This is a genomic window from Nioella aestuarii, from assembly GCF_050896395.1.
Lineage (GTDB): Bacteria > Pseudomonadota > Alphaproteobacteria > Rhodobacterales > Rhodobacteraceae > Nioella > Nioella aestuarii.
On the sequence record NZ_JBPBBA010000006.1, the window covers coordinates 24,337 to 46,044 of the forward strand.

General features: G+C 61.1%; 22 protein-coding genes. 8 read left to right on the forward strand and 14 right to left on the reverse strand.

The window, feature by feature from the left end:
• Positions 1–20: 20 nt before the first annotated feature.
• The 3 genes from ACROHD_RS05835 (at position 21) to ACROHD_RS05845 (ending at position 3,648) form a co-directional block, all read left to right on the forward strand.
• Entirely contained in the window at positions 21–1,349 is a 1,329-nt protein-coding gene (locus ACROHD_RS05835) for a PQQ-like beta-propeller repeat protein (protein ID WP_432676423.1), read from the forward strand.
• Between the two features lie 104 nt (positions 1,350–1,453).
• Positions 1,454–2,896 (forward strand): ribosome biogenesis GTPase Der, encoded by a 1,443-nt coding sequence (der, locus tag ACROHD_RS05840; RefSeq protein WP_432676424.1) that lies wholly within the window; start codon positions 1,454–1,456, stop codon positions 2,894–2,896.
• Positions 2,897–2,901: 5 nt separating this feature from the next.
• Complete coding sequence (locus ACROHD_RS05845) at positions 2,902–3,648, forward strand: SDR family oxidoreductase (protein WP_432676425.1); 747 nt, start codon at positions 2,902–2,904, stop codon at positions 3,646–3,648.
• A gap of 134 nt (positions 3,649–3,782) precedes the next feature.
• Here ACROHD_RS05845 and grxD read toward each other — a convergent pair whose 3' ends face one another.
• From grxD to ACROHD_RS05875, 6 genes are all read right to left on the reverse strand, one after another.
• A complete protein-coding gene (grxD, locus tag ACROHD_RS05850) occupies positions 3,783–4,142 on the reverse strand; it encodes a Grx4 family monothiol glutaredoxin (RefSeq protein WP_432676529.1) in 360 nt (119 codons plus the stop codon).
• 1 nt (position 4,143) lies between these two features.
• A complete protein-coding gene (locus ACROHD_RS05855; RefSeq protein ID WP_432676426.1) occupies positions 4,144–4,437 on the reverse strand; it encodes a hypothetical protein in 294 nt (97 codons plus the stop codon).
• 7 nt (positions 4,438–4,444) lie between these two features.
• Positions 4,445–4,681 (reverse strand): BolA/IbaG family iron-sulfur metabolism protein, encoded by a 237-nt coding sequence (locus ACROHD_RS05860; protein WP_432676427.1) that lies wholly within the window; start codon positions 4,679–4,681, stop codon positions 4,445–4,447.
• A 126-nt stretch (positions 4,682–4,807) separates the two neighbouring features.
• Complete coding sequence (gene purL / locus ACROHD_RS05865) at positions 4,808–6,967, reverse strand: phosphoribosylformylglycinamidine synthase subunit PurL (RefSeq protein ID WP_432676428.1); 2,160 nt, start codon at positions 6,965–6,967, stop codon at positions 4,808–4,810.
• Positions 6,968–7,045: 78 nt separating this feature from the next.
• Entirely contained in the window at positions 7,046–7,435 is a 390-nt protein-coding gene (locus ACROHD_RS05870) for a GNAT family N-acetyltransferase (RefSeq protein ID WP_432676429.1), read from the reverse strand.
• Positions 7,436–7,738: 303 nt separating this feature from the next.
• Positions 7,739–8,641: a LysR family transcriptional regulator gene (locus ACROHD_RS05875; RefSeq protein WP_432676430.1), complete on the reverse strand. Its 903-nt coding sequence runs from the start codon at positions 8,639–8,641 to the stop codon at positions 7,739–7,741.
• 167 nt (positions 8,642–8,808) lie between these two features.
• Between ACROHD_RS05875 and ACROHD_RS05880 the strand changes: the two genes are divergently transcribed.
• A complete protein-coding gene (locus ACROHD_RS05880) occupies positions 8,809–12,210 on the forward strand; it encodes an indolepyruvate ferredoxin oxidoreductase family protein (protein WP_432676431.1) in 3,402 nt (1,133 codons plus the stop codon).
• 124 nt (positions 12,211–12,334) lie between these two features.
• Here the strand turns inward: ACROHD_RS05880 and ACROHD_RS05885 are convergent, their stop codons facing one another.
• On the reverse strand, positions 12,335–12,562 hold the full coding sequence (locus ACROHD_RS05885; RefSeq protein ID WP_432676432.1) for a sulfurtransferase TusA family protein: 228 nt from the start codon (positions 12,560–12,562) through the stop codon (positions 12,335–12,337).
• Positions 12,563–12,656: 94 nt separating this feature from the next.
• On the opposite strand from ACROHD_RS05885, the gene ACROHD_RS05890 reads away from it, so the two are divergent.
• The 3 genes from ACROHD_RS05890 (at position 12,657) to ACROHD_RS05900 (ending at position 16,086) form a co-directional block, all read left to right on the forward strand.
• Positions 12,657–13,406 carry a cytochrome c biogenesis CcdA family protein gene (locus ACROHD_RS05890; protein WP_432676433.1) on the forward strand — a complete coding sequence of 250 codons (750 nt, stop codon included), beginning with the start codon at positions 12,657–12,659 and terminating at the stop codon, positions 13,404–13,406.
• Between the two features lie 65 nt (positions 13,407–13,471).
• Positions 13,472–14,740, forward strand: a complete 1,269-nt coding sequence (locus ACROHD_RS05895; protein WP_432676434.1) for a hypothetical protein — start codon at positions 13,472–13,474, stop codon at positions 14,738–14,740.
• Positions 14,737–16,086 carry a cytochrome P450 gene (locus ACROHD_RS05900; protein ID WP_432676435.1) on the forward strand — a complete coding sequence of 450 codons (1,350 nt, stop codon included), beginning with the start codon at positions 14,737–14,739 and terminating at the stop codon, positions 16,084–16,086. The genes ACROHD_RS05895 and ACROHD_RS05900 overlap by 4 nt, the downstream gene beginning before the upstream one ends.
• Here the strand turns inward: ACROHD_RS05900 and tpiA are convergent.
• From tpiA to mazG, 7 genes are all read right to left on the reverse strand, one after another.
• Positions 16,074–16,823 (reverse strand): triose-phosphate isomerase, encoded by a 750-nt coding sequence (tpiA, locus tag ACROHD_RS05905; RefSeq protein ID WP_432676436.1) that lies wholly within the window; start codon positions 16,821–16,823, stop codon positions 16,074–16,076. The two genes, ACROHD_RS05900 and tpiA, sit on opposite strands and share 13 nt — an antisense overlap.
• A gap of 62 nt (positions 16,824–16,885) precedes the next feature.
• Entirely contained in the window at positions 16,886–17,209 is a 324-nt protein-coding gene (locus tag ACROHD_RS05910) for a TfoX/Sxy family protein (RefSeq protein WP_432676437.1), read from the reverse strand.
• Positions 17,206–17,586: a HesB/IscA family protein gene (locus ACROHD_RS05915; RefSeq protein ID WP_432676438.1), complete on the reverse strand. Its 381-nt coding sequence runs from the start codon at positions 17,584–17,586 to the stop codon at positions 17,206–17,208. Before ACROHD_RS05915 ends, ACROHD_RS05910 begins: the two co-directional genes overlap by 4 nt.
• A gap of 52 nt (positions 17,587–17,638) precedes the next feature.
• Positions 17,639–18,352, reverse strand: a complete 714-nt coding sequence (locus ACROHD_RS05920) for a DUF3307 domain-containing protein (protein ID WP_432676439.1) — start codon at positions 18,350–18,352, stop codon at positions 17,639–17,641.
• Positions 18,345–18,992, reverse strand: a complete 648-nt coding sequence (locus tag ACROHD_RS05925) for a hypothetical protein (RefSeq protein ID WP_432676440.1) — start codon at positions 18,990–18,992, stop codon at positions 18,345–18,347. Before ACROHD_RS05925 ends, ACROHD_RS05920 begins: the two co-directional genes overlap by 8 nt.
• Before the next feature lie 52 nt (positions 18,993–19,044).
• Entirely contained in the window at positions 19,045–19,398 is a 354-nt protein-coding gene (locus ACROHD_RS05930) for an SUF system Fe-S cluster assembly protein (protein ID WP_432676441.1), read from the reverse strand.
• Between the two features lie 264 nt (positions 19,399–19,662).
• Positions 19,663–20,472, reverse strand: coding sequence for a nucleoside triphosphate pyrophosphohydrolase (gene mazG / locus ACROHD_RS05935; RefSeq protein WP_432676442.1), 810 nt, complete (start codon positions 20,470–20,472; stop codon positions 19,663–19,665).
• A 66-nt stretch (positions 20,473–20,538) separates the two neighbouring features.
• On the opposite strand from mazG, the gene ACROHD_RS05940 reads away from it, so the two are divergent.
• On the forward strand, positions 20,539–21,702 hold the full coding sequence (locus ACROHD_RS05940; RefSeq protein ID WP_432676443.1) for a M20 aminoacylase family protein: 1,164 nt from the start codon (positions 20,539–20,541) through the stop codon (positions 21,700–21,702).
• Positions 21,703–21,708 lie beyond the last annotated feature (6 nt).

A 21,708-nucleotide genomic window follows, 5' to 3' on the forward strand; every position in this document is an offset into this window, starting at 1 on the left:
TTTGAAGAGGCGGCAGTCAGATGAACAATATCAGCATGGGGTTCCTGGGGCTCGGGTTGCTTGCCACTCTTGCAGGTTGCGCCGAGCGCGAAGTCATTCTGGAAGGTGAGCGGTTCGGAACCCGCACACCTCTGAATCTGGCTTTTCCGGGGATTGAAGCCCCCGAGGTTGCAGAAGACAGCGCGCGTCCGATCTCGCTTGCCGATCCGGTTTCCCTGGACGCCTGGCCGATGCGGTCGCTGACGACACGCAATGTCGTACCGCATTTGGCGCTGTCCGCCGCCCCGACCGAGATTTGGGCCAGCGATATCGGACAAGGCAATTCGCGCCGGGCACGGATCACCGCCGATCCCGTTGCTGCTGATGGACGTATCTTCACTCTTGATTCCGATGCGCTATTGACCGCGACAGGCACCGATGGAGCCGCAATCTGGACCGCAGATCTGACCGCAGGTTTTGAACGCGGCGGCGGCATTTCTGGTGGGGGCCTGGCCGTTGTCGGTGGTGTGGTCTACGCAACAACAGGCTACGGAGAGCTTATTGCCCTGCAGGCTGCGAGTGGCGAAGTTCTGTGGCGTCAACGCCTCGGGGCCGGCATCACCGCACCGACCGTCACCGACAATTCCGTTTACGTTGTCAGCCGTGACAGCCAGGCCTGGTCGCTGAACCCGGAAAACGGCCGCATTCGATGGCAGTTGCCGGCAGGCCCCGCAACATCGGTTCTGTCAGGCGGCGCATCGCCGGCGCTGACGGATCGTCTGGTGATCTTCCCGTTCGGCTCGGGCGAACTGGTGGCAACCCTGCGCCTTTCTGGTGTGCGGGTCTGGGGCAGCACCGTTGCAGGCGCGCGCCGCGGCGTGGCCTATAACGATCTTAACGACATTACCGGCGACCCGGTGATCGTGGGCAATACACTCTTTGCGGGCAATCAATCTGGCCGCGTCGTGGCGATGGAGGCATCATCGGGCGATCGTCTTTGGACGGCGCAGGACGGTGCCTACTCTCCGGTGCTTCCGGCGGGTGATTCCATCTTCTTCGTCTCTGACCGGAACGAGCTCATCCGGCTCGACGCCGAAACCGGTGAACGTATCTGGGGCACCGAATTGCCGCTATACGTAAACGAGAGGGAACGCCGCCGTCAGGCTGTCTTTACCCATTTCGGCCCGATCCTTGCGGGGGGGCGTCTGGTTGTGGCTTCGGGCGATGGCAATATTCGCTTCTTCGACCCTGAAAGCGGAGCAGAGCTCTCGCAGGTTGCCATTCGTGGCGGCGCGGCGGCGCACCCCATCGTTGTGGGCGGGACACTCTATGTCGTGTCCGGTGACGGGCGGCTGCACGCCTTCCGCTAAGATCGCAATCACGAATATTTTCGGGTTTCCGGTTGCGATGGCTTTTCATTGCCGGTTCGCCGCGCTATGCCGCGCGATCTGGATAAAGTAAGGATAACGGGCCGATGAGCTTCGTTCTCGCCATTGTCGGACGCCCAAATGTGGGAAAGTCGACGCTGTTCAACCGCCTCGTGGGCAAGAAACTGGCGCTGGTCGATGACCAACCGGGCGTCACGCGTGATTTGCGCGAAGGGGCGGCGCGTCTTGGCGACCTACGCTTTACCGTCGTGGACACCGCTGGTCTGGAAGAGGCAACCGATGACAGCCTTCCAGGCCGGATGCGTCGTTTGACGGAACGCGCCGTCGGCATGGCCGATGCCTGTCTTTTCCTCGTTGATGCGCGGGTTGGCATCACACCAACGGACGAAGTCTTCGCCGATATCCTGCGCCGGTCCGGCACCCCTGTCATTCTGGCCGCAAACAAGGCCGAGGGCCGCGCCGCCGAAGCCGGGATTATCGAGGCGTTTGGCCTGGGTCTTGGTGATCCGCTGCCGCTGTCTGCTGAACATGGTGAGGGCATGGCAGAACTGGCCGTGGTGCTCAGCCCAATGATCGAAGAGGCCGAGGCCCGCGCCGAAGAGGCAATGACCGATATCGACGTTGAGGATGGTGAAGAGGGGGCAGAACGTACCAAGCCGCTTCAGATCGCCGTCATCGGCCGGCCCAATGCGGGCAAATCCACCCTGATCAACAAGATCCTTGGCGAAGACCGGCTTTTGACCGGCCCAGAGGCCGGGATTACCCGCGATTCCATCGCCGTGTCTATCGACTGGGACGGCACCCCGATGCGGATTTTTGATACGGCGGGGATGCGCAAAAAGGCCAAGGTTCAGGAAAAGCTCGAAAAACTCTCGGTCTCTGACGGTTTGCGCGCGGTGAAATTCGCCGAGATCGTGGTTGTGCTGCTTGATGCCGCCATCCCCTTTGAGCAGCAGGATCTGCGGATTGCCGATCTGGCGGAGCGCGAAGGACGGGCCGTTGTTGTGGCGGTCAACAAATGGGATCTGGAAGAGCACAAGCAGGAAAAGCTTCGTGACATGCGCGAGGCGTTCGAACGTCTTCTGCCGCAGTTGCGCGGCGCACCCTTGGTGACCGTTTCTGCCAAGACGGGCAGGGGGCTCGACCGGCTGCAACAGGCCATCGTGCGCGCCTATGACGTTTGGAACCGCCGGGTGCCGACGGCGACGCTGAACCGCTGGCTGGCGGGCATGGTCGAGGCGCATCCGCCCCCGGCGCCGTCCGGCCGCCGTATCAAGCTGCGCTACATGACCCAGGCCAAAACCCGGCCACCGGGCTTCGTTGTCATGTGCTCAATGCCCGAGAAACTGCCGGAAAGCTATTCTCGCTATCTTGTCAATGGTTTGCGCGAAGACTTCGACATGCCGGGAACGCCCATCCGTCTGCATATGCGCAGTCAGGCGGACGCCAATCCCTACAAGGATCGCAAAAAATCCATCCCCTCGCGGCTGACCAAGCACGTGCGCAAAGGGGCCACCAAAAAGGGCTGAGCCAAATGACGAAAACCCTGATCATCACCGGCGGTTCCCGCGGCATTGGGGCTGCGGTGGCCCGGCTTGCCGGGGGTCTGGGTTGCTCTGTCGTGGTCAACTATCTGGGCAACGAGGCTGCGGCGCTTGACACCTGCTCCTCTGTTGTCGCCGCAGGTGGTCAGGCGCTGGCTGTTCAGGGCGATATGGCCCAGGAACCTGATGTGCTGCGCCTCTTTGATACGGCAGAGGCGCGCTTTGGCAGAATCGACGGTCTGGTGGTCAATGCGGGCATCGTTGCGCGGTCACTGCCCCTTGCAGACATGAGCCTGGAGCGGATCGAAACCGTCATGCGCCTCAATGTCATCGGTGCGCTTCTGACCGCCCGGGAAGGGGCCCGGCGCATGGGGCGCGGTATGGGTGAAGACAGCGCCTCTATTGTGCTGGTCTCCTCTGCTGCGGCCCGGCTCGGATCACCCAATGAATATGTGGATTATGCCGCCTCGAAGGGGGCGATCGACACGCTGGCCATCGGCCTTGCCAAGGAACTCGCCCCGCAAAACATCCGCGTCAATGCGGTGCGACCCGGCTTGATCGAGACCGATATTCACGCCAGCGGCGGTGATCCCGACCGCGCCAACAGGCTCGGCGTGCAGGTGCCTGCTGGCCGGGCGGGTAAGGCGGAGGAAGTGGCCGAAGGCATTCTGTGGCTGCTCGAAGGGGCCAGCAGCTATGTGACCGGAACCCATCTCGATATTTCCGGCGGTCGCTAATTCCCCTTTTTTGCTTTGCTAGAATACCTTGGCGCGGTCAGCGCCCCAAGCAACACTCTATGAAAAACGAAAAGCGCGGCCCGGAAGGGGCCGCGCGGATCGACGCGCGGAACGCGCGGCGAAAGACCTTGAAATCAGGCGTTTGCGGCCCGGATCTTGTCTGCGGCCTCTTTCGAATAGCCGACACCCTTGCTGTCCAGCAACGTATCGAGCTCCCCCGAGAGGGTCATCTCGGTGATGATGTCGCATCCACCTACGAATTCACCCTTCACATAGAGCTGCGGGATCGTCGGCCAGTCGGAAAATTCCTTGATGCCCTGACGAATCTCTTCATCCGCCAGCACGTTCACATCGGCAAACTCGACGCCGATGAAATTCAGCACCCCTGCCACGCGGGACGAAAACCCGCATTGCGGCATGGTCTTTGTGCCCTTCATGAACAGAACCACGTCATTGGCTTCGATGGTGTCCTTGATCTGGGTCTCTGCGCTCATCTCAGTCATTCCTGTTCCTGTTGCCGGGCACGAAGCCCTTTGCGTATTGCTGTGGGTCCTTGGGGACAGTCCAAGCGCGGCTGCTGCCGGGAACCGGCGTTCCGTCCGCTTGATCAAATCCCGAATGGTACAAGACCGTGCCACCGCGTCCGGGGGCTGTTCCCCGTCTTTGTGTTGCACGGAGCGATTGTTTTTGTCGTTCAGACCAAATGATCTCCAGCAAGCCAACGAATGCAATGATGACGATTCCGGAATAGATCCAAAATGTCACGGTTTGCATCATCTCGTCGCTCATCAAGCGATCACTCCGGCGCTTTCGTCGTTAGGGCCAGAGCATGAACTTCGCCCTTGGCACCATCCATCTTGCCCTTCAGAGCTGCGTAGACCACGCGCTGCTGTTGGACCCGGTTCATGCCCTTGAAGCTTTCATCCACCACCTGTGCGGCAAAATGGACGCCGTCATCGCCTTCGACAATGATCTTCGCATTCGGGAGACTTTCCCGGATCAGGTCTTCAATCTCCTGGGCCGATATGGGCATGATGGGCAACTCCTGTCTGTCATCCAAGATGTAATTCGCACTGCGGGGTCCCGCAAGGGCGCGACGTGAAAGGATCTTCGAAGATCCTTGGTAAAAATCTTCGAAGATTTTTCCCCGCGCCCGTGATTATCCGAGTTTCTCCGCGAAGGTGCTGCGATAGATGGCGGCGAGTTCAGCCAAGGATGCCTCGGAGCTGCCCAAGCGCACGGCGTCGCCGCCAAATCGACCCACCGTGGCTATCGGCACCCCTGCCTGACCTGCTGCGACCATCAGGGCCTCTGCCTTGTCGAAGGAGCAGGCGATCAGATAGCGCGCCTGGTCTTCGCCGAAAAGTGTGGGCGTGTCGCCGGCATCAAGTGTCACGCCGACGCCCGAGGCTTCCGCCATCTCGAAGGCCGCCAGCGCCAGCCCGCCATCCGAGAGGTCCGAGCACATGTCGATCAGCGCCCGGTTGGCGCGGATGAAGTCGCCATTGCGCTTCTCTGCCTCCAGGTCCACATGCGGCGCGTCGCCGTCTTCGCGGCCGAACACCTCGTAAAGCAGGGCGGACTGGCCCAGATGGCCGGTGGTTTCGCCCACCAATACCGCAACATGTCCGTCCCGAGCCGTTCCACCAATGAGGTCGGCCACATTGTCCAGAAGCCCCACGGCACCAATGGTGGGAGTGGGCAGGATGCCCTGACCGTCGGTTTCGTTGTAGAGAGAGACATTGCCCGACACGATCGGCACGTTCAGGGCCGCAACCGCCGCCCCGATGCCTTTGATCGCGCCAACGAACTGGCCCATGATCTCGGGCTTTTCGGGGTTGCCGAAATTAAGGTTGTCGGTGGTGGCCAGCGGAAGCGCGCCTGTGGCGGTGATGTTCCGATAGGCCTCGGCCACCGCCTGCTTGCCGCCTTCGAACGGGTTCGCCTTGACGTAGCGCGGGGTCACATCCGACGTGAAGGCCAGCGCCTTGTCGGTGCCATGCACGCGGGTCACGCCGGCGCCAAGTCCCGGTGCACGGACCGTGTCGGCCATGACCATGTGGTCATATTGTTCGTAGACCCACTGCTTGGCCGCGTAGTTGGGCGAGCTGATCAGCGCCTTTAGCCCATCAATCGGGTCGACGCCAGTCACCGGTTCCATCTCTGCCGCCGCCGGGGTTTCCACCCAGGGGCGGTCATATTCCGGCGCGGTCGACGAAAGCTTAGACAGCGGCAGATCGGCCATGACTTCATTGCCGTGGATGATTAGGAAGCGGTCCTCGGGGATCGTCTCGCCCACGATGGCGAAATCGAGGTCCCATTTTTCGAACACCGCGCGAGCTTCGGCTTCCAGATCGGGGTTGAGGACCATCAGCATCCGTTCCTGGGACTCTGACAGCATCATTTCATAAGCGGTCATATGGGTTTCGCGCTGTGGCACGTGGTCGAGGTTCAGCTGAATGCCAAGCCCGCCCTTATCGCCCATCTCCACGGCGGAACATGTCAGACCAGCCGCGCCCATATCCTGGATCGAGATCACGGCGCCGGTCTTCATCAGCTCCATGCAGGCTTCCATCAGGCGTTTCTCGGTGAACGGGTCGCCTACCTGCACCGTGGGGCGCTTTTCCTCGATCGTGTCGTCAAACTCGGCCGACGCCATGGTGGCCCCGCCAACCCCGTCACGGCCGGTCTTGGCCCCAAGGTAAACCACGGGCATGCCCACACCGGAGGCGGCGGAGTAAAAGATCTTGTCAGCATCGGCCAGACCCGCCGCGAAGGCGTTCACAAGGCAGTTGCCGTTATAGGCGGGATGGAAGCGGACCTCACCGCCAACGGTCGGAACACCAAAGCAATTGCCATAGCCGCCGATGCCTTCCACGACTCCGTGAACCAGCTGTCGGGTCTTGGGATGGTCAATCGCGCCGAAGCTGAGCGCGTTCATTGCCGCAATCGGACGTGCGCCCATGGTGAAGACGTCGCGCAGGATGCCGCCCACACCGGTCGCCGCACCCTGATAAGGTTCAATATACGAAGGGTGGTTGTGGCTTTCCATTTTGAAGACAACGGCCTGCCCGTCGCCAATGTCGATGACCCCGGCGTTTTCACCAGGCCCGCAGATCACCTGAGGGCCGTCCGTTGGCAAGGTGCGCAACCATTTCTTGGACGACTTGTAGGAACAATGCTCGTTCCACATGGCCGAGAAGATACCCAGTTCGGTGAACGTAGGTTCACGACCGATGATCTCCAGAATGCGTTCATACTCATCGGGGCTCAGCCCGTGCGCGGCGATGATGTCGGGCGTGATGGCCGGTTCCTGCATGTCGTGATGTCCCTCGGGGCTCAGGTCGCTTGGCGCACTCTTTAGGGCAAGCTCAGAGCGGGGAAAAGGGGTGAGAGGTCACAGGGGGCGGCGGAAAGTGAAGGAAGTGGCGTGATCATAGCCTTCATGGGCACTTGCCCCGACCAAATGAAATCCCATGGCGCGGAACGCCCGGTGATTTTCGCGCAGCTCTACCCGTGTTTCCAGCCGCATCCCGGTGAAGCCGCGTCGCGCTGCTTCCTGCGTTGCAGCATTGATAAGCTGTCGGGACAACCCTTTGCCCCGGTGCGCGTCATCAACTGCCAGTTTGCCGATATAGTAGTCGGGTTCCTTTGAACTGCCAAAAAGGCAGGCAATCGGATCGGAATTGTTCAGAATGAGAAACAGGTCTTCTTCCCGGGCCTTCTGCTTCAGGCTGTCTTCGGTCATGCGCAGCAGCGAAGAGGGCGGATCAATACGCCCTTCCATGTACGCAAACGCCTTGTTGAGAAGGGCAAGAAGGCCTGCCCAGTCGTCAAAGTCAGAAGGGTTGATCAGAATTGGACCGCACATAGCGCCGAATTATCAGAGCGAATGGCCAAAAAAAAGGCCGAGACGAATCTCGGCCAAAGTCCAACAGGGAGGTAGTGAGCGCGCGATGTCTATCGCTCGTCACTGATGCTGAGATAATGAGCAGCATGTTAACGATCAAGGGAAATTTCGCCGCATCGCCGCAAAGCCGCTATGCGCGTTGCACATGGCTCACACTTTTTAGGGCCGTCGGAAGAGACTTCACCCCTCTTGTTCGCGCCGTTTGCGGCGATGAGCGATGATTTCTTCGGTCACGAAATCCCGGAAGGCTTCGATCCGCTTGGAGTGACGCAGCTCTTCAGGATAGGCAAGGAATACGGGCACTTCGTTGCTTTCGACCTCGGGCAGGACGCGCACCAATTGCGGAAAGTCTTCGGCGAGGTAGTCGGGCAACAAACCAATGCCCAGGTCATGGATGACGCCCTGAAGCACACCGAAATAGTTGTTCACAGTCAGGAAGCTGCCCACATCATATGACATGATTTCGCGCACCAGCAGGGCGCCTGCACTGACCTGAGCGGAATGCGCGTTCTGGCTGATCAACCGGTGGCTTCCCAGATCCTCCAACGAGGCGGGGGTGCCGTTGGCCTCCAGATATGTCTGGGAGGCATAGAGTTGCATACGCACGGTCATCAGTTTCTTGCGGATCAGATCGGCCTGGCTTGGTTCCTTCATGCGGATGGCAACATCGGCTTCGCGCATCGGCAGGTCCATCACCCGTTCTTCTAGGATCAGGTCGATCTTCAGTTCGGGGAACTTGTTGTAAAGCTGCGGCAAGCGCGGCGCGAGCCAGAGCGTCCCGAATCCCACAGTGGTTGTGACGCGCAATTCGCCAAACACCTCTTCTTCGCTGTCGCGAATGCGCGCTGATGCCGCTTCCAGTCGTTTGGACATCGAACGGGTGGCATCAAACAGCAGCTCTCCCTGTTCTGTCAGGATCAGCCCGCGCGCGTGACGATGAAACAGTGTTGTATCAAGGCTTTCCTCCAGCGACCGGATCTGGCGGCTGACGGCAGACTGGCTCAGATGCAGGGTGTCGCCCGCATGGGTCAGGCTACCGGCGTCGGCGACAGCGTGAAAAATACGCAGCTTGTCCCAATCCATTGGAGAGACTTTCTTTTCCTGATCAAGCGTCTTGTTACCTGTGGCAACCTAGCCGAATTGCCTTACAGTTCAATGAAGAACTCCGCGCGTCGGGCAAACTCCGCTTGAAAGGTCACAATTGCTGACCTATAATGGCGAAAATTGCGGCATTCCATCGGGAGAGGGCCATGGGACTGGCACAGGTTTCATTGAAAGACCGGTTTGATCTGGGAAAATCCCCGGTTCTACTGAACGGGACGCAGGCCTTGGTGCGCCTTATGCTGGCCCAGAAGTGGCGGGATCAACAAGCGGGCTTGAACACCGCAGGGTTTGTCACCGGCTATCGCGGCTCACCGCTTGGTGCGGTGGATTTGCAGATGAGCAAGGCTGAGAAGGTGCTGACAGCCTCGGACGTGCTGTTCCGCCCCGGTCTGAACGAAGATCTCGCGGCAACCTCCCTTTGGGGCGCGCAACAGGCTGAATTACGGGGCGAAGGCAAGTTCGAGGGAGTCTTCGGGCTTTGGTACGGCAAGGGGCCGGGTGTTGATCGCTCTGGCGATGTGATGCGCCATGCCAATATGGCCGGAACCTCGGCCCATGGTGGGGTGATCATGGCTATGGGCGATGATCATACCGGAGAAAGCTCCACCGTCTGCCATCAGTCCGATTGGGCCATGGTCGATGTGCATATGCCGGTCCTGTCCCCCGCAGGCGTGCAGGAAATCCTGGACTACGGGCATTACGGCTACGAACTCAGCCGCTTTGCCGGGGTCTGGGTGGGCCTCAAGGTGATGAAAGATACGGTCGAAGCCACGTCCGTTGTCGATGGCCGCCCCGACCGCATGGCCTTCACCCGCCCTGATTTCCCGATGCCGCCGGGTGGGCTGAACATTCGTCTTGGCGACCATTGGATCCCGCAGGAAGAGCGCCTTTTGGGGCATAAACGCTTCGCGGCAGAGGCTTTCGCCCGTGCAAACGGCATTGACCGGCGTGTGCTCGGCAAACCCGGCGCCAAGATCGGTTTCGTCGCGGCGGGCAAGAACTGGCTCGACCTCGTTCATGCGATGGAATTGCTTGGAATTCACGAGGATGAGGCCGACCGGCTTGGCATTACCACCTACAAGGTGGGCCAGACCTGGCCGCTCGACATGAAAAGCCTGGGCGAATGGGCCGAGGGGCTGGAACTGATCGTTGTCGTCGAGGAAAAGCGCAAACTGATCGAGGTGCAGATCAAGGAAGCCATCTTCGACAACCGGCGCGGTCGCCGGGTCTATGGCTACAAGGGTGGCAAGGGCGAGGTTCTGTTCCCGACCCATTTCGCGCTCGACCCCAATGATATCGCGGTGAAGCTTGGCAATATCCTGATCGATGAGGGCCGCGGCACAGACCGGATCAAGGCGGGCATTCAACAGGTGACAGACGCCATGCGCGCAGACAATGCGCAGGATCTGGCGACGCGCCTGCCGTGGTTCTGCTCGGGCTGTCCGCACAACACCTCTACCAAAGTGCCCGAGGGCGCGCGCGGCGGGGCCGGGATCGGTTGCCACTTCATGGCCAAATGGATGGACCGCAATACCGAGGCCTTCACCCATATGGGCGCGGAAGGGGCAAACTGGGCCGGCGAGGCGCCGTTTTCCACCCGCAAGCACATCTTCCAGAACCTTGGAGAAGGCACTTATAACCATTCCGGTATTCTGGCGATCCGTGCCGCCATCGCGGCAGGCACAAACATCACTTACAAGATCCTCTTCAACGATGCGGTGGCCATGACCGGCGGCCAGCACAACGAGGGCGATCTAGACCCTGCGCGCATCGCGCATGAAATCCGCGCCATGGGGGTCAATCATATCGCGCTGATCTATGATCCCAAGGAAGAGATTGATTTCTCAGCATTTCCAAAGGATGTGGAACGGCATGAACGTGATGATCTGATGAAGGTACAGGAGCGTTTTCAGGACATCGAAGGCGTTTCCGCCATCATCTACGTCCAGACCTGCGCTGCGGAAAAGCGCCGCCGCCGTAAGCGTGGGCAATTCCCCGATCCCGACCGCCGCGTGTTCATCAACACCGATGTTTGCGAAGGCTGCGGTGATTGCGGAGTGCAATCGAACTGCGTGTCCATCGTGCCGGTGGAAACCGAGCTTGGCCGCAAGCGCGCCATCGACCAGTCTAGCTGCAACAAGGATTTTTCCTGCCTCAAAGGCTTCTGCCCCAGCTTCGTGACCGTCGAGGGCGGCAAGATCCGCAAGGAGGCGTCGGCCAGCGTCGATGTGGGCCATCTGCCCGCGCCGGACCTGCCCATGATCAATGGCACCCATAACGTGGTGATCACCGGCGTTGGCGGCACTGGCGTCGTGACCATCGGCGCGGTGCTGGCACAGGCGGCGCAACTGGATGGCAAGGGCGCGGGTATGATCGAGATGGCGGGGCTCGCGCAGAAGGGCGGTGCAGTGCATATCCACCTGCGTCTGGCAGAGCGTCCCGAGGATATCAGCGCGATCCGCGTCGCCGTTGGCGAGGCCGATGCGGTGATCGGTGGCGACCTGGTGGTATCGGCGGGCGCAAAAACGCTCGGCCTGATGACGACGGGCCGCACAAAGGCGGTGGTCAACAGCCATGAGATTATCACGGGAGCCTTCACTCAAGATACGGAATTCCGTATTCCCGTGAATGACTTGGAGATCGCACTTCAAGCCCGTTTGGGAGACGGATTGGCCCTGTTCGATGCCTCTGACATGGCGCGGATACTGATGGGTGATTCCATCTATTCCAACATGATGGTGCTTGGCGCCGCGTGGCAGAACGGGCTGGTGCCGCTGTCTCATGACGCCATTGTGGGCGCGATCACGCTCAATGGTGCGGCGGTGGAACGCAACAAACAGGCGTTCGAACTTGGCAGATGGGCGGTGCTGAACCCTGCAGAGGCCGCGAAACTGGGCGGCGACGTGGTGGCGATGCCGAAACCTCTGGAAGACCGCATCGCCTTCCGCGAGGCACATCTGGTGGATTATCAGGGCAAACGGCTGGCCAAGCGCTATCGCAAGCTGGTTGACGGGATCGAGGATGCGACCCTGCGCGAGGCGGTGGCAGAGGGCTATCACAAGCTCTTGGCCTATAAGGACGAATACGAAGTGGCGCGGCTGCATCTGACGACCGAGGCCAAGGCGCGTGAGATGTTTGAGGGCGATCTGAAACTGAGCTACCACCTCGCTCCGCCGATGCTGCCGGGGCGCGACGCGTCGGGACGTCCGCGCAAACGGCAATTCGGGGCCTGGATGGGCCGCGGCTTCCGCGTACTGGCTATGCTGCGCAAGCTGCGCGGAACGCCGCTTGACGTTTTTGGCTACACTGCCGAGCGCAAGATGGAACGCGGGCTGATCCGGCAATATGAGGCAGACATGGCGGAGGTGCTGCGCGATGTGACGCCGAAAACGGCCGCGATCGCCGTTGATATTGCATCGCTGCCACGTCAGATCCGGGGCTTTGGTCCGGTGAAAGAGGCCAATGTTGCGGCCGCCGGTCTGCGGCGGGACGAGCTGTTGGCAGCATTCAGAGCGGGTGGCACCCCGATGGCAACAGCCGCTGAGTAAGGGTATCCAGCTGTGGCGCTGCCGCGCCGCTCTATTCCCGCCCGTGGAAAGGCGACGCCAAAAACGTGAGTGTCGGGCTTGGTTTCACGGTCCGGATTTGAGTATTTGGACCAAGATGTAGGGGTCAGGGTGCGCGGATGGTAAAGGCGATGCCCTGATCCATGTCTTCGCTCTTCATCAGCTCGGCGCCGTGTTCTGCGCAGAAATGCGGGATGTCGATGCGGGCGACGGGATCGTCTGCCAGGATGCGTATGATCTGGCCAGATGTCGCGCCAAGCAGCACCTTGCGCAGGCGGAGCACCGGCAGCGGACAAAGAAGGCCAAGCGCGTCGATATCGTGGTCTGGTGTCATAACCCGCGCCTAACGCAGCGATGCGGCACTTGTCCACGGGAATGTGAGATCGCTTGGGCTGGTGTTTTCCCGCGCGGCGCGGCAGGAAGGGCATATGTTCGGAATTGATCTCTTTGATGCGGGGTTGCTGCCCGCGATGCTGGTCGCGCTGACAGCAGGGGTGCTGAGTTTCCTCAGCCCTTGTGTGTTGCCGATTGTGCCGCCGTATCTTGCCTATATGGGCGGGATCTCGATGAACGAGATGCAGGAAGGAACCGGGCGGCGGCGCGCGGTTCTGGCCGCGGCGTTCTTCGTCCTTGGGCTATCGACGGTGTTTGTCTTCCTGGGATTCACCGCGTCAATTTTCGGGCAGTTCTTTTTGCAAAATCAGGACCTTCTGGCCAAGATTGCCGGTGTGGTCGTGATTATCTTCGGACTGCATTTTCTGGGGGTGTTCCGCATTTCCTTGCTGGATCGCGATGCACGTATGGATGCGGGCGACCGGGGGGGATCGGCCTTTGGCGCCTATGTTCTGGGGCTTGCCTTTGCCTTTGGCTGGACGCCCTGTATCGGCCCGCAGCTTGGCGCGATTTTGGGGCTGGCCGCGGTGGAATCGTCGGTAGCGCGCGGGACAACCCTTTTGGCGGTCTATGCGCTCGGCCTTGGGGTGCCGTTCTTGCTGGCGGCAATGTTCATTGAACGGGCCATGGGTCTGATGACGCGGCTGAAACGCCATATGAAGCTGATCGAGCGGATCATGGGCCTGCTGCTGATCGCAGTGGGGCTGATGCTTTTGACCGGCGCGTTCACCACGCTTTCCTTCTGGCTTCTCGAAACCTTCCCGGCACTTGGCGAGTTGGGGTGATCGCGCCATAGCCTTGCCGGATTTTCCCTGTATCTTGCGAAGAAAAGCCGGTGCAGAGTGGTGTAATGAGTGAGGCACAGAGCCAAGAAGTTCGGACCCGGCGGGTTCTCTATATTCCCGGTTTCGACCCGGTCCCGGCGCGCAAATACCGCGAGAGGTATCGGCGTGGGGGCGAAGAACAGGCATCGATTTCCGGCTATGAGCTGACGATGGGGCCGCAGCGCACCAAGGGCTATTATGGCTGGTCGCTGGAGACGCTCATTGACGGGCACCGAACGCAGGCCGATGTCGAGGTGCTGGTCTGGGCCGATATCGTCAAGGACAGCATGGGCCACGGGATTGCCGCCACCTATTGGCAGCTTCTGCGCACGGCCTGGGCCTATATCGGGTCGGGCGCGCTGTTTCGACTGATGCGGCTCAGGAAGGGGCCGGTGATCGCGGCGCTTTATCCGGTGGTGTTGCTGCTTGCGCAGCTTGGCCTGGCCATGGGGCTTGGCTTTGCGCTGGCCTATGGCGCGCTTGCGGGGTCCGAGGCGCTGCTGCGTTGGATCGAAGGGGAACAGTCGGGCGGGCAGAGCCTGTTTGTCCTGCGCGCCGGGCTTGCCTTGGTTCTGTGGCCCTGTTTGGCCTGGCTGATGCTGCGCTGGTTCAAGCGGCGCGATCCCTGGCTTGGCTGGTACCTGATGCATGATTATGCGTTTTCAGCGAGCCATGGCGGGGCCTATCCGCCCGCGCAGGAAGCGCGGATGCGGGATTTCGCGGACCGGATCGCCGAGGCTTTGGGCGAAGATGTGGACGAGGTGCTGGTCGTCGGCCATTCCTCTGGCGCCTATATGGCGGTGTCGCTGCTGGCGGATGTCATTCGGGCGGGCAGGGTGCCTGCGAAGGGACCGAAACTGGCGCTTCTGACCCTTGGTCATGTGGTGCCGATGGTCTCTTTCCTGCCGAAGGCCACACGGCTGCGGGCGGATCTTGCGTTTCTCTGCACCCGAGACGAGATCATCTGGCTGGACGTAACGGCACCGGGGGATGGCTGTTCCTTTGCGCTATGCGATCCGGTTGCGGTGACGGGCGTCGCGCCTGAGGGGCAGCGTTGGCCGCTGGTGATCTCGGCGGCCTTCACGCAGACGCTCAGCCAAGAACGGCAGAAAGCCCTGAAATTGCGGTTGTTTGAGCTGCATTTCCAATATCTTAACGCCTTCGACCGGCCTGGTGATTATGACTATTTCCAGATCACGGGCGGGCCTTTGACGCTGGCCACTCGCTACGCCGGCCGCGCGCCCTCGCCGGGGCGGATCAGCACGCCAGTGAACCGGCACAGGGGGATGACATGATTCCGCCCAAGCCGAAACCACGTGCCGATCGGGTGTCATTGTGGCGCTATATGCGGCTCTTTCGGCAGGACATCCTTTCAGCGCAGCCCGCGCGGCTTTACCGGGCGTGGATGGCCGAATTCAGAACGCCGTTTTTCCGCAGTTTCATGGTCAATCAGCCCGCGTTGCTTGACCTTGTTCTGAAGGAACGCCCCGACGATTTCCCCAAATCCGACCGGATCGGTGAAGGGCTGCGCCCGCTTCTTGGCGAGTCCGTCTTCCTGACAAATGGCGAAACGTGGAAACGCCAGCGCCGAATCATCAACCCGGCGTTTGAGGGCGGTCGCTTGCGCGACACCTTCCCGGCGATGTGGGCGGCGGCAGAGGCCGCGTGCGACCGGATGGGCGCGGGTGAGGTGGAGGTTGAGGAACAGATGAGCCACGCAGCTGCGGACGTCATTTTCCGCACGCTGTTTTCGATCCCGATCGAACATGAGGTGGCAAGCGAGGTCTTCACCCAGTTCCGTGACTACCAGCGCACGCAGCCCATCCTGAACCTCGCCGCTTTCCTACCGCTGCCGCGGTTCCTGCCGCGCGGGCACCGGCGCAAAACGCGGGCGACGGCCAGAGCGATCCGGGATTTGATCACCCGACTGACGGCAGAGAGGATGGCGGAGATAAGGGCAGGCACAGCGCCCGATGACCTGGCCACCAAGATCATGACAACGGCCGACCCGCTGACGGGGGACAGGTTTACAACCTCTGAAATGGTCGATCAGGTGGCGATCTTCTTCCTTGCAGGTCACGAAACAAGCGCCTCGGCGCTGGCCTGGACGCTTTATCTGATGGCGCTTTATCCCGACTGGCAGGAACGCGTGGCCGAAGAGGCGCAAGCATTGAACAGCCCTGACATTTCAATCATGTCCAAGTTGAAGTTAAGCCGTGATGTGTTCCGCGAGGCGCTGCGCCTTTACCCGCCCGTGCCGATGATGGTGCGCGAGGCGGCCCGCCCGGAACGCTTCCGGGACCGCGACGTGCCCAAGGGCGCGCAGATCGTTCTGTCGCCTTGGCATCTGCACCGGCACGAACGGCTGTGGGACAATCCCGACGGGTTCGATCCGACCCGCTGGCAGACAGAAAACGGCAAGACATGTCAACGCGAAGCGTACATGCCCTTTTCCACTGGCCCCCGTGTTTGCACCGGAGCGGGGTTTGCGATGGTCGAAGGGCCGCTTCTGCTGTCGATGCTGCTGAAACGCTACCGGTTCGAGCGGGTCGAAGGAAAAGACCCGGTGCCCGTGGCCTTCCTGACCGTGCGCGCAAAGGATGGCATCCATCTGCGCGTGACCCCCCGTCAGGAGGCCTGAAGCGCCTCGACAATCGGCAGGAAATCGGCGGCTTTCAACGAAGCCCCGCCCACAAGCGCGCCGTCCACATTGCTGACCGCAAAAATGTCTGCCGCGTTCGAGCCCTTGACCGAACCGCCATAGAGGATCGGCACCGCGCGGCCCACGCCCACACCGAACCGCTTTTCCAACTCGGCGCGGATGAAGTCATGCACTTCGCCAATTTGATGAAGGGTGGGCACCTTGCCGGTGCCGATGGCCCAAACGGGCTCGTAGGCGATGACCAGACGGTCAGCCGTGACCAGATCGGGAACCGACCCGGCAAGCTGTCCGCCGATGATGGCCAGCGTGTTTGCGGCCTCTCGTTCAGCCAGCGTTTCACCGACGCACACAACCGCGATAAGCCCCGTGGCAATCACGGCCTTTGCCTTTTCACGTACATCCAAGTCGGTTTCGCCATGGTCGGTGCGCCGTTCGGAATGGCCGAGGATCACATGGGTTGCCCCTGCGTCCGCCAGCATCCCGGCAGAGATATCGCCGGTATGGGCCCCGTTCTCGGCCGCATGGCAATCCTGTCCGCCGGTGGCGATCAGACTGCCCGACAGCGCGTCCGACATCCGTGACAGCAGCGTCGCGGGCGGGCATATCAACACGTCGACGGAGGGCGCGGGCAGGGCGGCTTTCAGCGCCTCCGCTTCTGCAAGGCTGTCGCCCGTTCCGTTCATCTTCCAGTTCCCGGCGGCTAGCTTGCGGACCATGTTACATCCCTTTCAATCAAGATTGAGCCGGAGATAGCCTGAAATGGTGGGGGCGGGAAGGGTCAGAGATGGCGCAGGGCGCGGCGTGCCCAGTCACAGGCCATATCGGGATCATCCAGCGCCGCGTCGGGCATGGTCCAATAGGGCATCGCCGTGGGTTTCCCGCCCTCGCGCTGATAGGTCCAGCGCGTACAGCCCTCGGCCTCCAGTTCGGCAATGAAATCGCCCGCGCCTTTCAGCCACAAAGACCCGTCGCCGTGGACGATCGCGAAGATCGTGCCCTCATGGTAAAGGCACAACCCGCCCATCATCCGCCGTGTCGACTGGTCGCCAAGCCCCGAGAACAGCTCCTTCGCGAAGGCGATCTCTTCGGGCGACAGGCTCATTTTCCAGCCTGTTCGGCCTGCAACTCGTCGATATCCTTGAACTTGATCGATTCCCCGCAGCCGCAAGCATCTGCGACATTTGGATTGCGGAACTTGAAGCCCGATTCCAGCAGGCTGACCTCATAGTCGATCTCAGTGCCAAAGAGGAACATTTGCGCCATGGGGGCAATCATCACCCGCGCGCCATCCTGTTCCACGACCTCGTCCAGCGGGTCGATCTCGGACACGTAGTCCATCGTGTATTCCATGCCAGCGCAGCCGCCTTTCTTGACGCCAATACGCAATCCTTGCGATCCGCCAGAGGCCATCAGCTTGGCGATCTGCTTTGCTGCAGCCTGGGTCACGGTCACGGCCTGTTTGCCGGGAATGCCGAACATGGGATTGGTCCTTTTCCTGTTACCCCAAATCTAGGGCAGCTGGCCCCGGTTCTCAAGCACCACCAAGGCGGGAAATCAGCGCAGCGGTTCCGATCCCGGCTAGCAGCGCCCAACCGATCGACGCAAGCGTGCCGATGATCACGTATTCGGCCAGTGTCCGGTCCTTCTCGATACTGCCCACCCGCAGGAAGGATTTGGCAGCAATCAGAAAGCCCACGCCCGCCATCTGACCGCTAAGCACGAGGATGAAGGTCAGACCCCGTTCCAGCAGGCCGATGACCGCACCGCCATTTGACAGGCCCTCGGCATCGGGCAGAGCCGCCGCATAAGGGGCCATCAGCTTGCCAACGGCAAACTGACCCGCGCGGGTGGCCAGCAGAAACCCCGCGATTAGCGCCATGGCTTCGGGGGCTTGTGCGGTCAGTATGGGCAAGTGCCCCCAAAGCCCGCTGGCATAGGCGTCGGTCCATAGCAGCCCGGCGGCGAGGATCGACATCAGATGCGCGCCCTGATCAATCAGGAAATGTGCAAGGCTGTCATCGGAGCCAAGCCGCGCCTTGGCATAGTCGATCTGCATATGCAGCGCCGCCACGAACAGGGCGGCCCAATGCGCCCCACCAAGTGCCGCATAGCTGAGACCAAAGACAATTCCGGTATGCAGCAACAACGGCCCGATCTTGTCTTTACCCAAGGCCATCGCTTTGGATTGGAACATGAAATCGGCAAGAACATGGGCGAATAGCAGCGCCACGACAGTTTCAATCATATGTGCGTTCCTTTTGTTCCCAGGCCTCGACCGCTCGCCGCAGCGCCTGTGCACCTGCGCCCTTCAGACGGGCATGCACCGCCTGCACCGATATGTGAAGCGTTCGGGCGATGGATTTCTGGGTCGGGTTGTCGGGGGACAGGTAATAGGATGTTGCCTCCGCCTGTTCCGGCGTCCAGCGCATGACATGTTCTTCAACCAGGTCGATGATCGCGTGGTGAAGTGGCGTCATGCCCTCACCGGCTACGCAGAACAGACGTGATTTCTCTAACCTGTCCAGCGCTCGGCCCGAGGCTATCAATGCGCTGCCGGACGCATTGGACAGATCGCCGCCGGGAACGGGGTCTACCGATCCAACACCTGCGGATATTCTGCTGAGGGGGACATCTTCTGCCGCCCTCAAGCCCGCATGAATGCAGACCAAGGCGCGCAGGGAATAGGATGCGCGTGGGATCAGAAACTGCCAGCCATCGCCGCGAAACCGAGTGAAATACACCCTGCCACTGCCGGGCCAAGCGGCGATGTTTTCGGCCACCGCGCTGACACGACCGACGGCCTTGTTGACCAAATCGGTGCCAGCATCGGTTGAGCTCACAAGATCGCCGGTCAGAACAACGGCACGAGACGCGGATTCTGTCATAGATCAAGCCATAAGACTTGATATTCGCAAAATCAAGCCAAAAGACTTGATCTTACATGAAGCCCAGTTCCAGCCGTGCTTCGTCCGACATCATCTCCATCCCCCAGGGCGGATCCCAGGTAATCTCGACATTGACGGTCTTTACCCCGGCCACCGGCAGAATGGCATCTGCCAGCCAGCCCGGCATTTCGCCCGCAACCGGGCACCCCGGCGCGGTCAGGGTCATGGTGACCTCAACCTCGTTCTCGGCTGTGATCTCGATGGTGTAAACCAATCCCAGATCATAGATATTCACTGGAATTTCAGGATCATAGACCGTGCGGCAGGCCTCAACCACGGTGTCATAAAGCGGGTGCTCGGTCGATGATGGTTTGATGAGGGGCGCGCCCTCGAGCTGCTCTTGCATTGCGTGCCATCCGGCTTGGAAAACCAATTGTTGAGCAAAGATATAAGGAAAGCCTCCTGCAAGGTCCAGTGCCCGCGGTCTTCCTGCGTATTCCTTTCACCCTGACGCAAATATCTTTGAGGTTTTGGGGGGAATTCCCAAACGCCCCTTCCAGCCCCGCGGCGCCGGCCATGCAGGGAGAAGGGCCGCCCTCAGGTCGACGCCGACGGGCGGCGAAACTGGTTCACCATATGCACGGGGGGGGGGTGCGGGCAGATTGCGGCTTCAAAGCCCCGCCGCTTTCGCCGCGTCCCAAAGCCCGTCCATCTCTTGCAGATCGCTTTCCGAAGGCTGCTTTCCGCGCGCGGCCAGTTCTTGTTCGATGAAGTGAAAGCGGCGCACGAATTTGGCATTGGCGTCGCGCAACGCGGTTTCGGGATCGACCTTCAGGTGCCGCGCCAGATTGGCCATGACGAACAGCAGATCACCCATTTCCTCGGCGATCTTTTCCTGCGGCAGCTCTTCGCGCGCCTCGGCCAGTTCGCGGGCCTCTTCAGCGATTTTATCAACAACATGGGAAATATGCGGCCAGTCAAACCCCACACGCGCGGCGCGCTTTTGCAGCTTCTCGGCACGCATCAACGCGGGCAGGCCAATCGCCACGTCGTCCAGCACGCCACCGCGTGCCTTGGCGGCCCTTTCAGCGGCCTTGATCGTCTCCCAATCCTGTGTCTGCTGCTCTGCCGACTTATCGCGCGACTGGTCGCCAAAAACATGCGGATGGCGTGCGACCATCTTGTCAGACATCGTATCGGCCACCTCTTGAAAGGTGAAAAGCCCCTTCTCTTCCGCCATTTGCGCGTGAAAGACCGATTGGAACAGAAGATCCCCCAACTCGCCTTTCAGCTCGTCCCAGGCCTCGCGCTCGATGGCGTCTGCGACCTCGTAAGCCTCCTCGATCGTGTAAGGCGCGATCGTCGAGAAATCCTGCTCAATGTCCCAGGGACAGCCAGTCTTAGGGTCGCGCAACCGGCGCATGATCTCCAGCAACCGGGGCATCCCGCCATGAGGGTCATTGATCAGCGCGTCATCCATTGCCGGGCCTCCGGTTTTCGGTCAGGGTGCCCCGAATAACACCCATGAGCCCCGGAGAGTCCACCCATGCCCGTCCTCAACCGCATCGCAGGGTTTGCCGAGGAAATGACCGCCTGGCGCCGTCACCTGCACGCCCATCCAGAGCTCGGTTTCAACTGCCATGAGACGGCCGCTTTCGTGGTGGAGCGGCTGAGGGAATTCGGCATCACCGATATCCATACCGGAATCGCTGACTCCGGCGTCGTTGCGATCATCGAAGGGCAGGGGGACGGGCCCACCATCGGGTTGCGCGCCGATATGGATGCGCTGCCGATCGAGGAAGAGACGGGGCTGGATTATGCGTCTGAAAACAAGGGCGTGATGCATGCCTGCGGCCATGACGGGCACACTACCATGCTGCTTGGTGCGGCGAAATACCTGGCCGAGACGCGCAATTTCCGAGGCCGCGTTGCGCTGATCTTCCAACCAGCCGAAGAGGATGGCGGCGGTGCGGGCGTGATGTGCCAGGACGGAATCATGGACCGCTTCGATATTGGGCAGGTCTATGCCATCCACACCACACCGGCGCTGCCAGTGGGCCATTTCCAGACCACGCCGGGGCCGATCATGGCCGCCGTCGACAGCTTCGACGTGCATATCAAGGGCAAGGGCGGGCACGGCGCCTATCCGCATGAATGCGTCGATCCGGTGATCGCGGCGGTCCACATTGCGCAGGCGCTGCAAAGCATCGTGGCCCGCAACCACTACGCGCTTCAGGATCTGGTGGTGTCGGTCACGATGATTCACACCGGCACGGCGGAAAACATCATTCCCGACACCGCCTATCTGGGCGGGACGGTGCGCAGCTTCGACCCGGACGTGCGTGATATGGTCGAGGCCCGCATGGGGGAGATCGTGGCCGGGCAGGGGGCGAGCTTTGGCGTTGAGGCAAGGCTCGACTATCGGCGCAGCTATCCGGCGACGGTGAACGACCCGGCGAAGACCGAATTTGCCGTCAGCGTGGCCGAGGAGATCGCGGGAAAGGACGCCGTAGATGGTGCCCAGTGGCGCGAGATGGGGGCCGAGGATTTCAGCTATATGCTGGAAGAGCGGCCCGGTGCGTATCTGTTCCTCGGCCAGGGGGAGGCGGCAGGACTTCATCACCCGCGCTTCAATTTCAACGACGAGGCGGCACCTTACGGGGCGAGCTTTTTCGCCCGGCTGGTTGAAAAGGCGCAGCCGCTTGGCTGACAGGTC

Coding starts and splice junctions, on each gene's coding strand:
- ACROHD_RS05885 (WP_432676432.1), bottom strand. CDS start 12,562: ATGACACCAGACCACGATATCGACGCGCTTGGCCTTCTTTGTCCGCTG.
- ACROHD_RS05835 (WP_432676423.1), top strand. CDS start 21: ATGAACAATATCAGCATGGGGTTCCTGGGGCTCGGGTTGCTTGCCACT.
- ACROHD_RS05875 (WP_432676430.1), bottom strand. CDS start 8,641: ATGGATTGGGACAAGCTGCGTATTTTTCACGCTGTCGCCGACGCCGGT.
- ACROHD_RS05940 (WP_432676443.1), top strand. CDS start 20,539: ATGCCCGTCCTCAACCGCATCGCAGGGTTTGCCGAGGAAATGACCGCC.
- tpiA (WP_432676436.1), bottom strand. CDS start 16,823: ATGGTCCGCAAGCTAGCCGCCGGGAACTGGAAGATGAACGGAACGGGC.
- ACROHD_RS05920 (WP_432676439.1), bottom strand. CDS start 18,352: ATGATTGAAACTGTCGTGGCGCTGCTATTCGCCCATGTTCTTGCCGAT.
- ACROHD_RS05915 (WP_432676438.1), bottom strand. CDS start 17,586: ATGTTCGGCATTCCCGGCAAACAGGCCGTGACCGTGACCCAGGCTGCA.
- mazG (WP_432676442.1), bottom strand. CDS start 20,472: ATGGATGACGCGCTGATCAATGACCCTCATGGCGGGATGCCCCGGTTG.
- ACROHD_RS05870 (WP_432676429.1), bottom strand. CDS start 7,435: ATGGAAGGGCGTATTGATCCGCCCTCTTCGCTGCTGCGCATGACCGAA.
- ACROHD_RS05880 (WP_432676431.1), top strand. CDS start 8,809: ATGGGACTGGCACAGGTTTCATTGAAAGACCGGTTTGATCTGGGAAAA.
- der (WP_432676424.1), top strand. CDS start 1,454: ATGAGCTTCGTTCTCGCCATTGTCGGACGCCCAAATGTGGGAAAGTCG.
- ACROHD_RS05860 (WP_432676427.1), bottom strand. CDS start 4,681: ATGCCCATATCGGCCCAGGAGATTGAAGACCTGATCCGGGAAAGTCTC.
- ACROHD_RS05910 (WP_432676437.1), bottom strand. CDS start 17,209: ATGAGCCTGTCGCCCGAAGAGATCGCCTTCGCGAAGGAGCTGTTCTCG.
- ACROHD_RS05925 (WP_432676440.1), bottom strand. CDS start 18,992: ATGACAGAATCCGCGTCTCGTGCCGTTGTTCTGACCGGCGATCTTGTG.
- ACROHD_RS05930 (WP_432676441.1), bottom strand. CDS start 19,398: ATGCAAGAGCAGCTCGAGGGCGCGCCCCTCATCAAACCATCATCGACC.
- ACROHD_RS05845 (WP_432676425.1), top strand. CDS start 2,902: ATGACGAAAACCCTGATCATCACCGGCGGTTCCCGCGGCATTGGGGCT.
- ACROHD_RS05895 (WP_432676434.1), top strand. CDS start 13,472: ATGAGTGAGGCACAGAGCCAAGAAGTTCGGACCCGGCGGGTTCTCTAT.
- ACROHD_RS05890 (WP_432676433.1), top strand. CDS start 12,657: ATGTTCGGAATTGATCTCTTTGATGCGGGGTTGCTGCCCGCGATGCTG.
- ACROHD_RS05855 (WP_432676426.1), bottom strand. CDS start 4,437: ATGAGCGACGAGATGATGCAAACCGTGACATTTTGGATCTATTCCGGA.
- purL (WP_432676428.1), bottom strand. CDS start 6,967: ATGCAGGAACCGGCCATCACGCCCGACATCATCGCCGCGCACGGGCTG.
- grxD (WP_432676529.1), bottom strand. CDS start 4,142: ATGAGCGCAGAGACCCAGATCAAGGACACCATCGAAGCCAATGACGTG.
- ACROHD_RS05900 (WP_432676435.1), top strand. CDS start 14,737: ATGATTCCGCCCAAGCCGAAACCACGTGCCGATCGGGTGTCATTGTGG.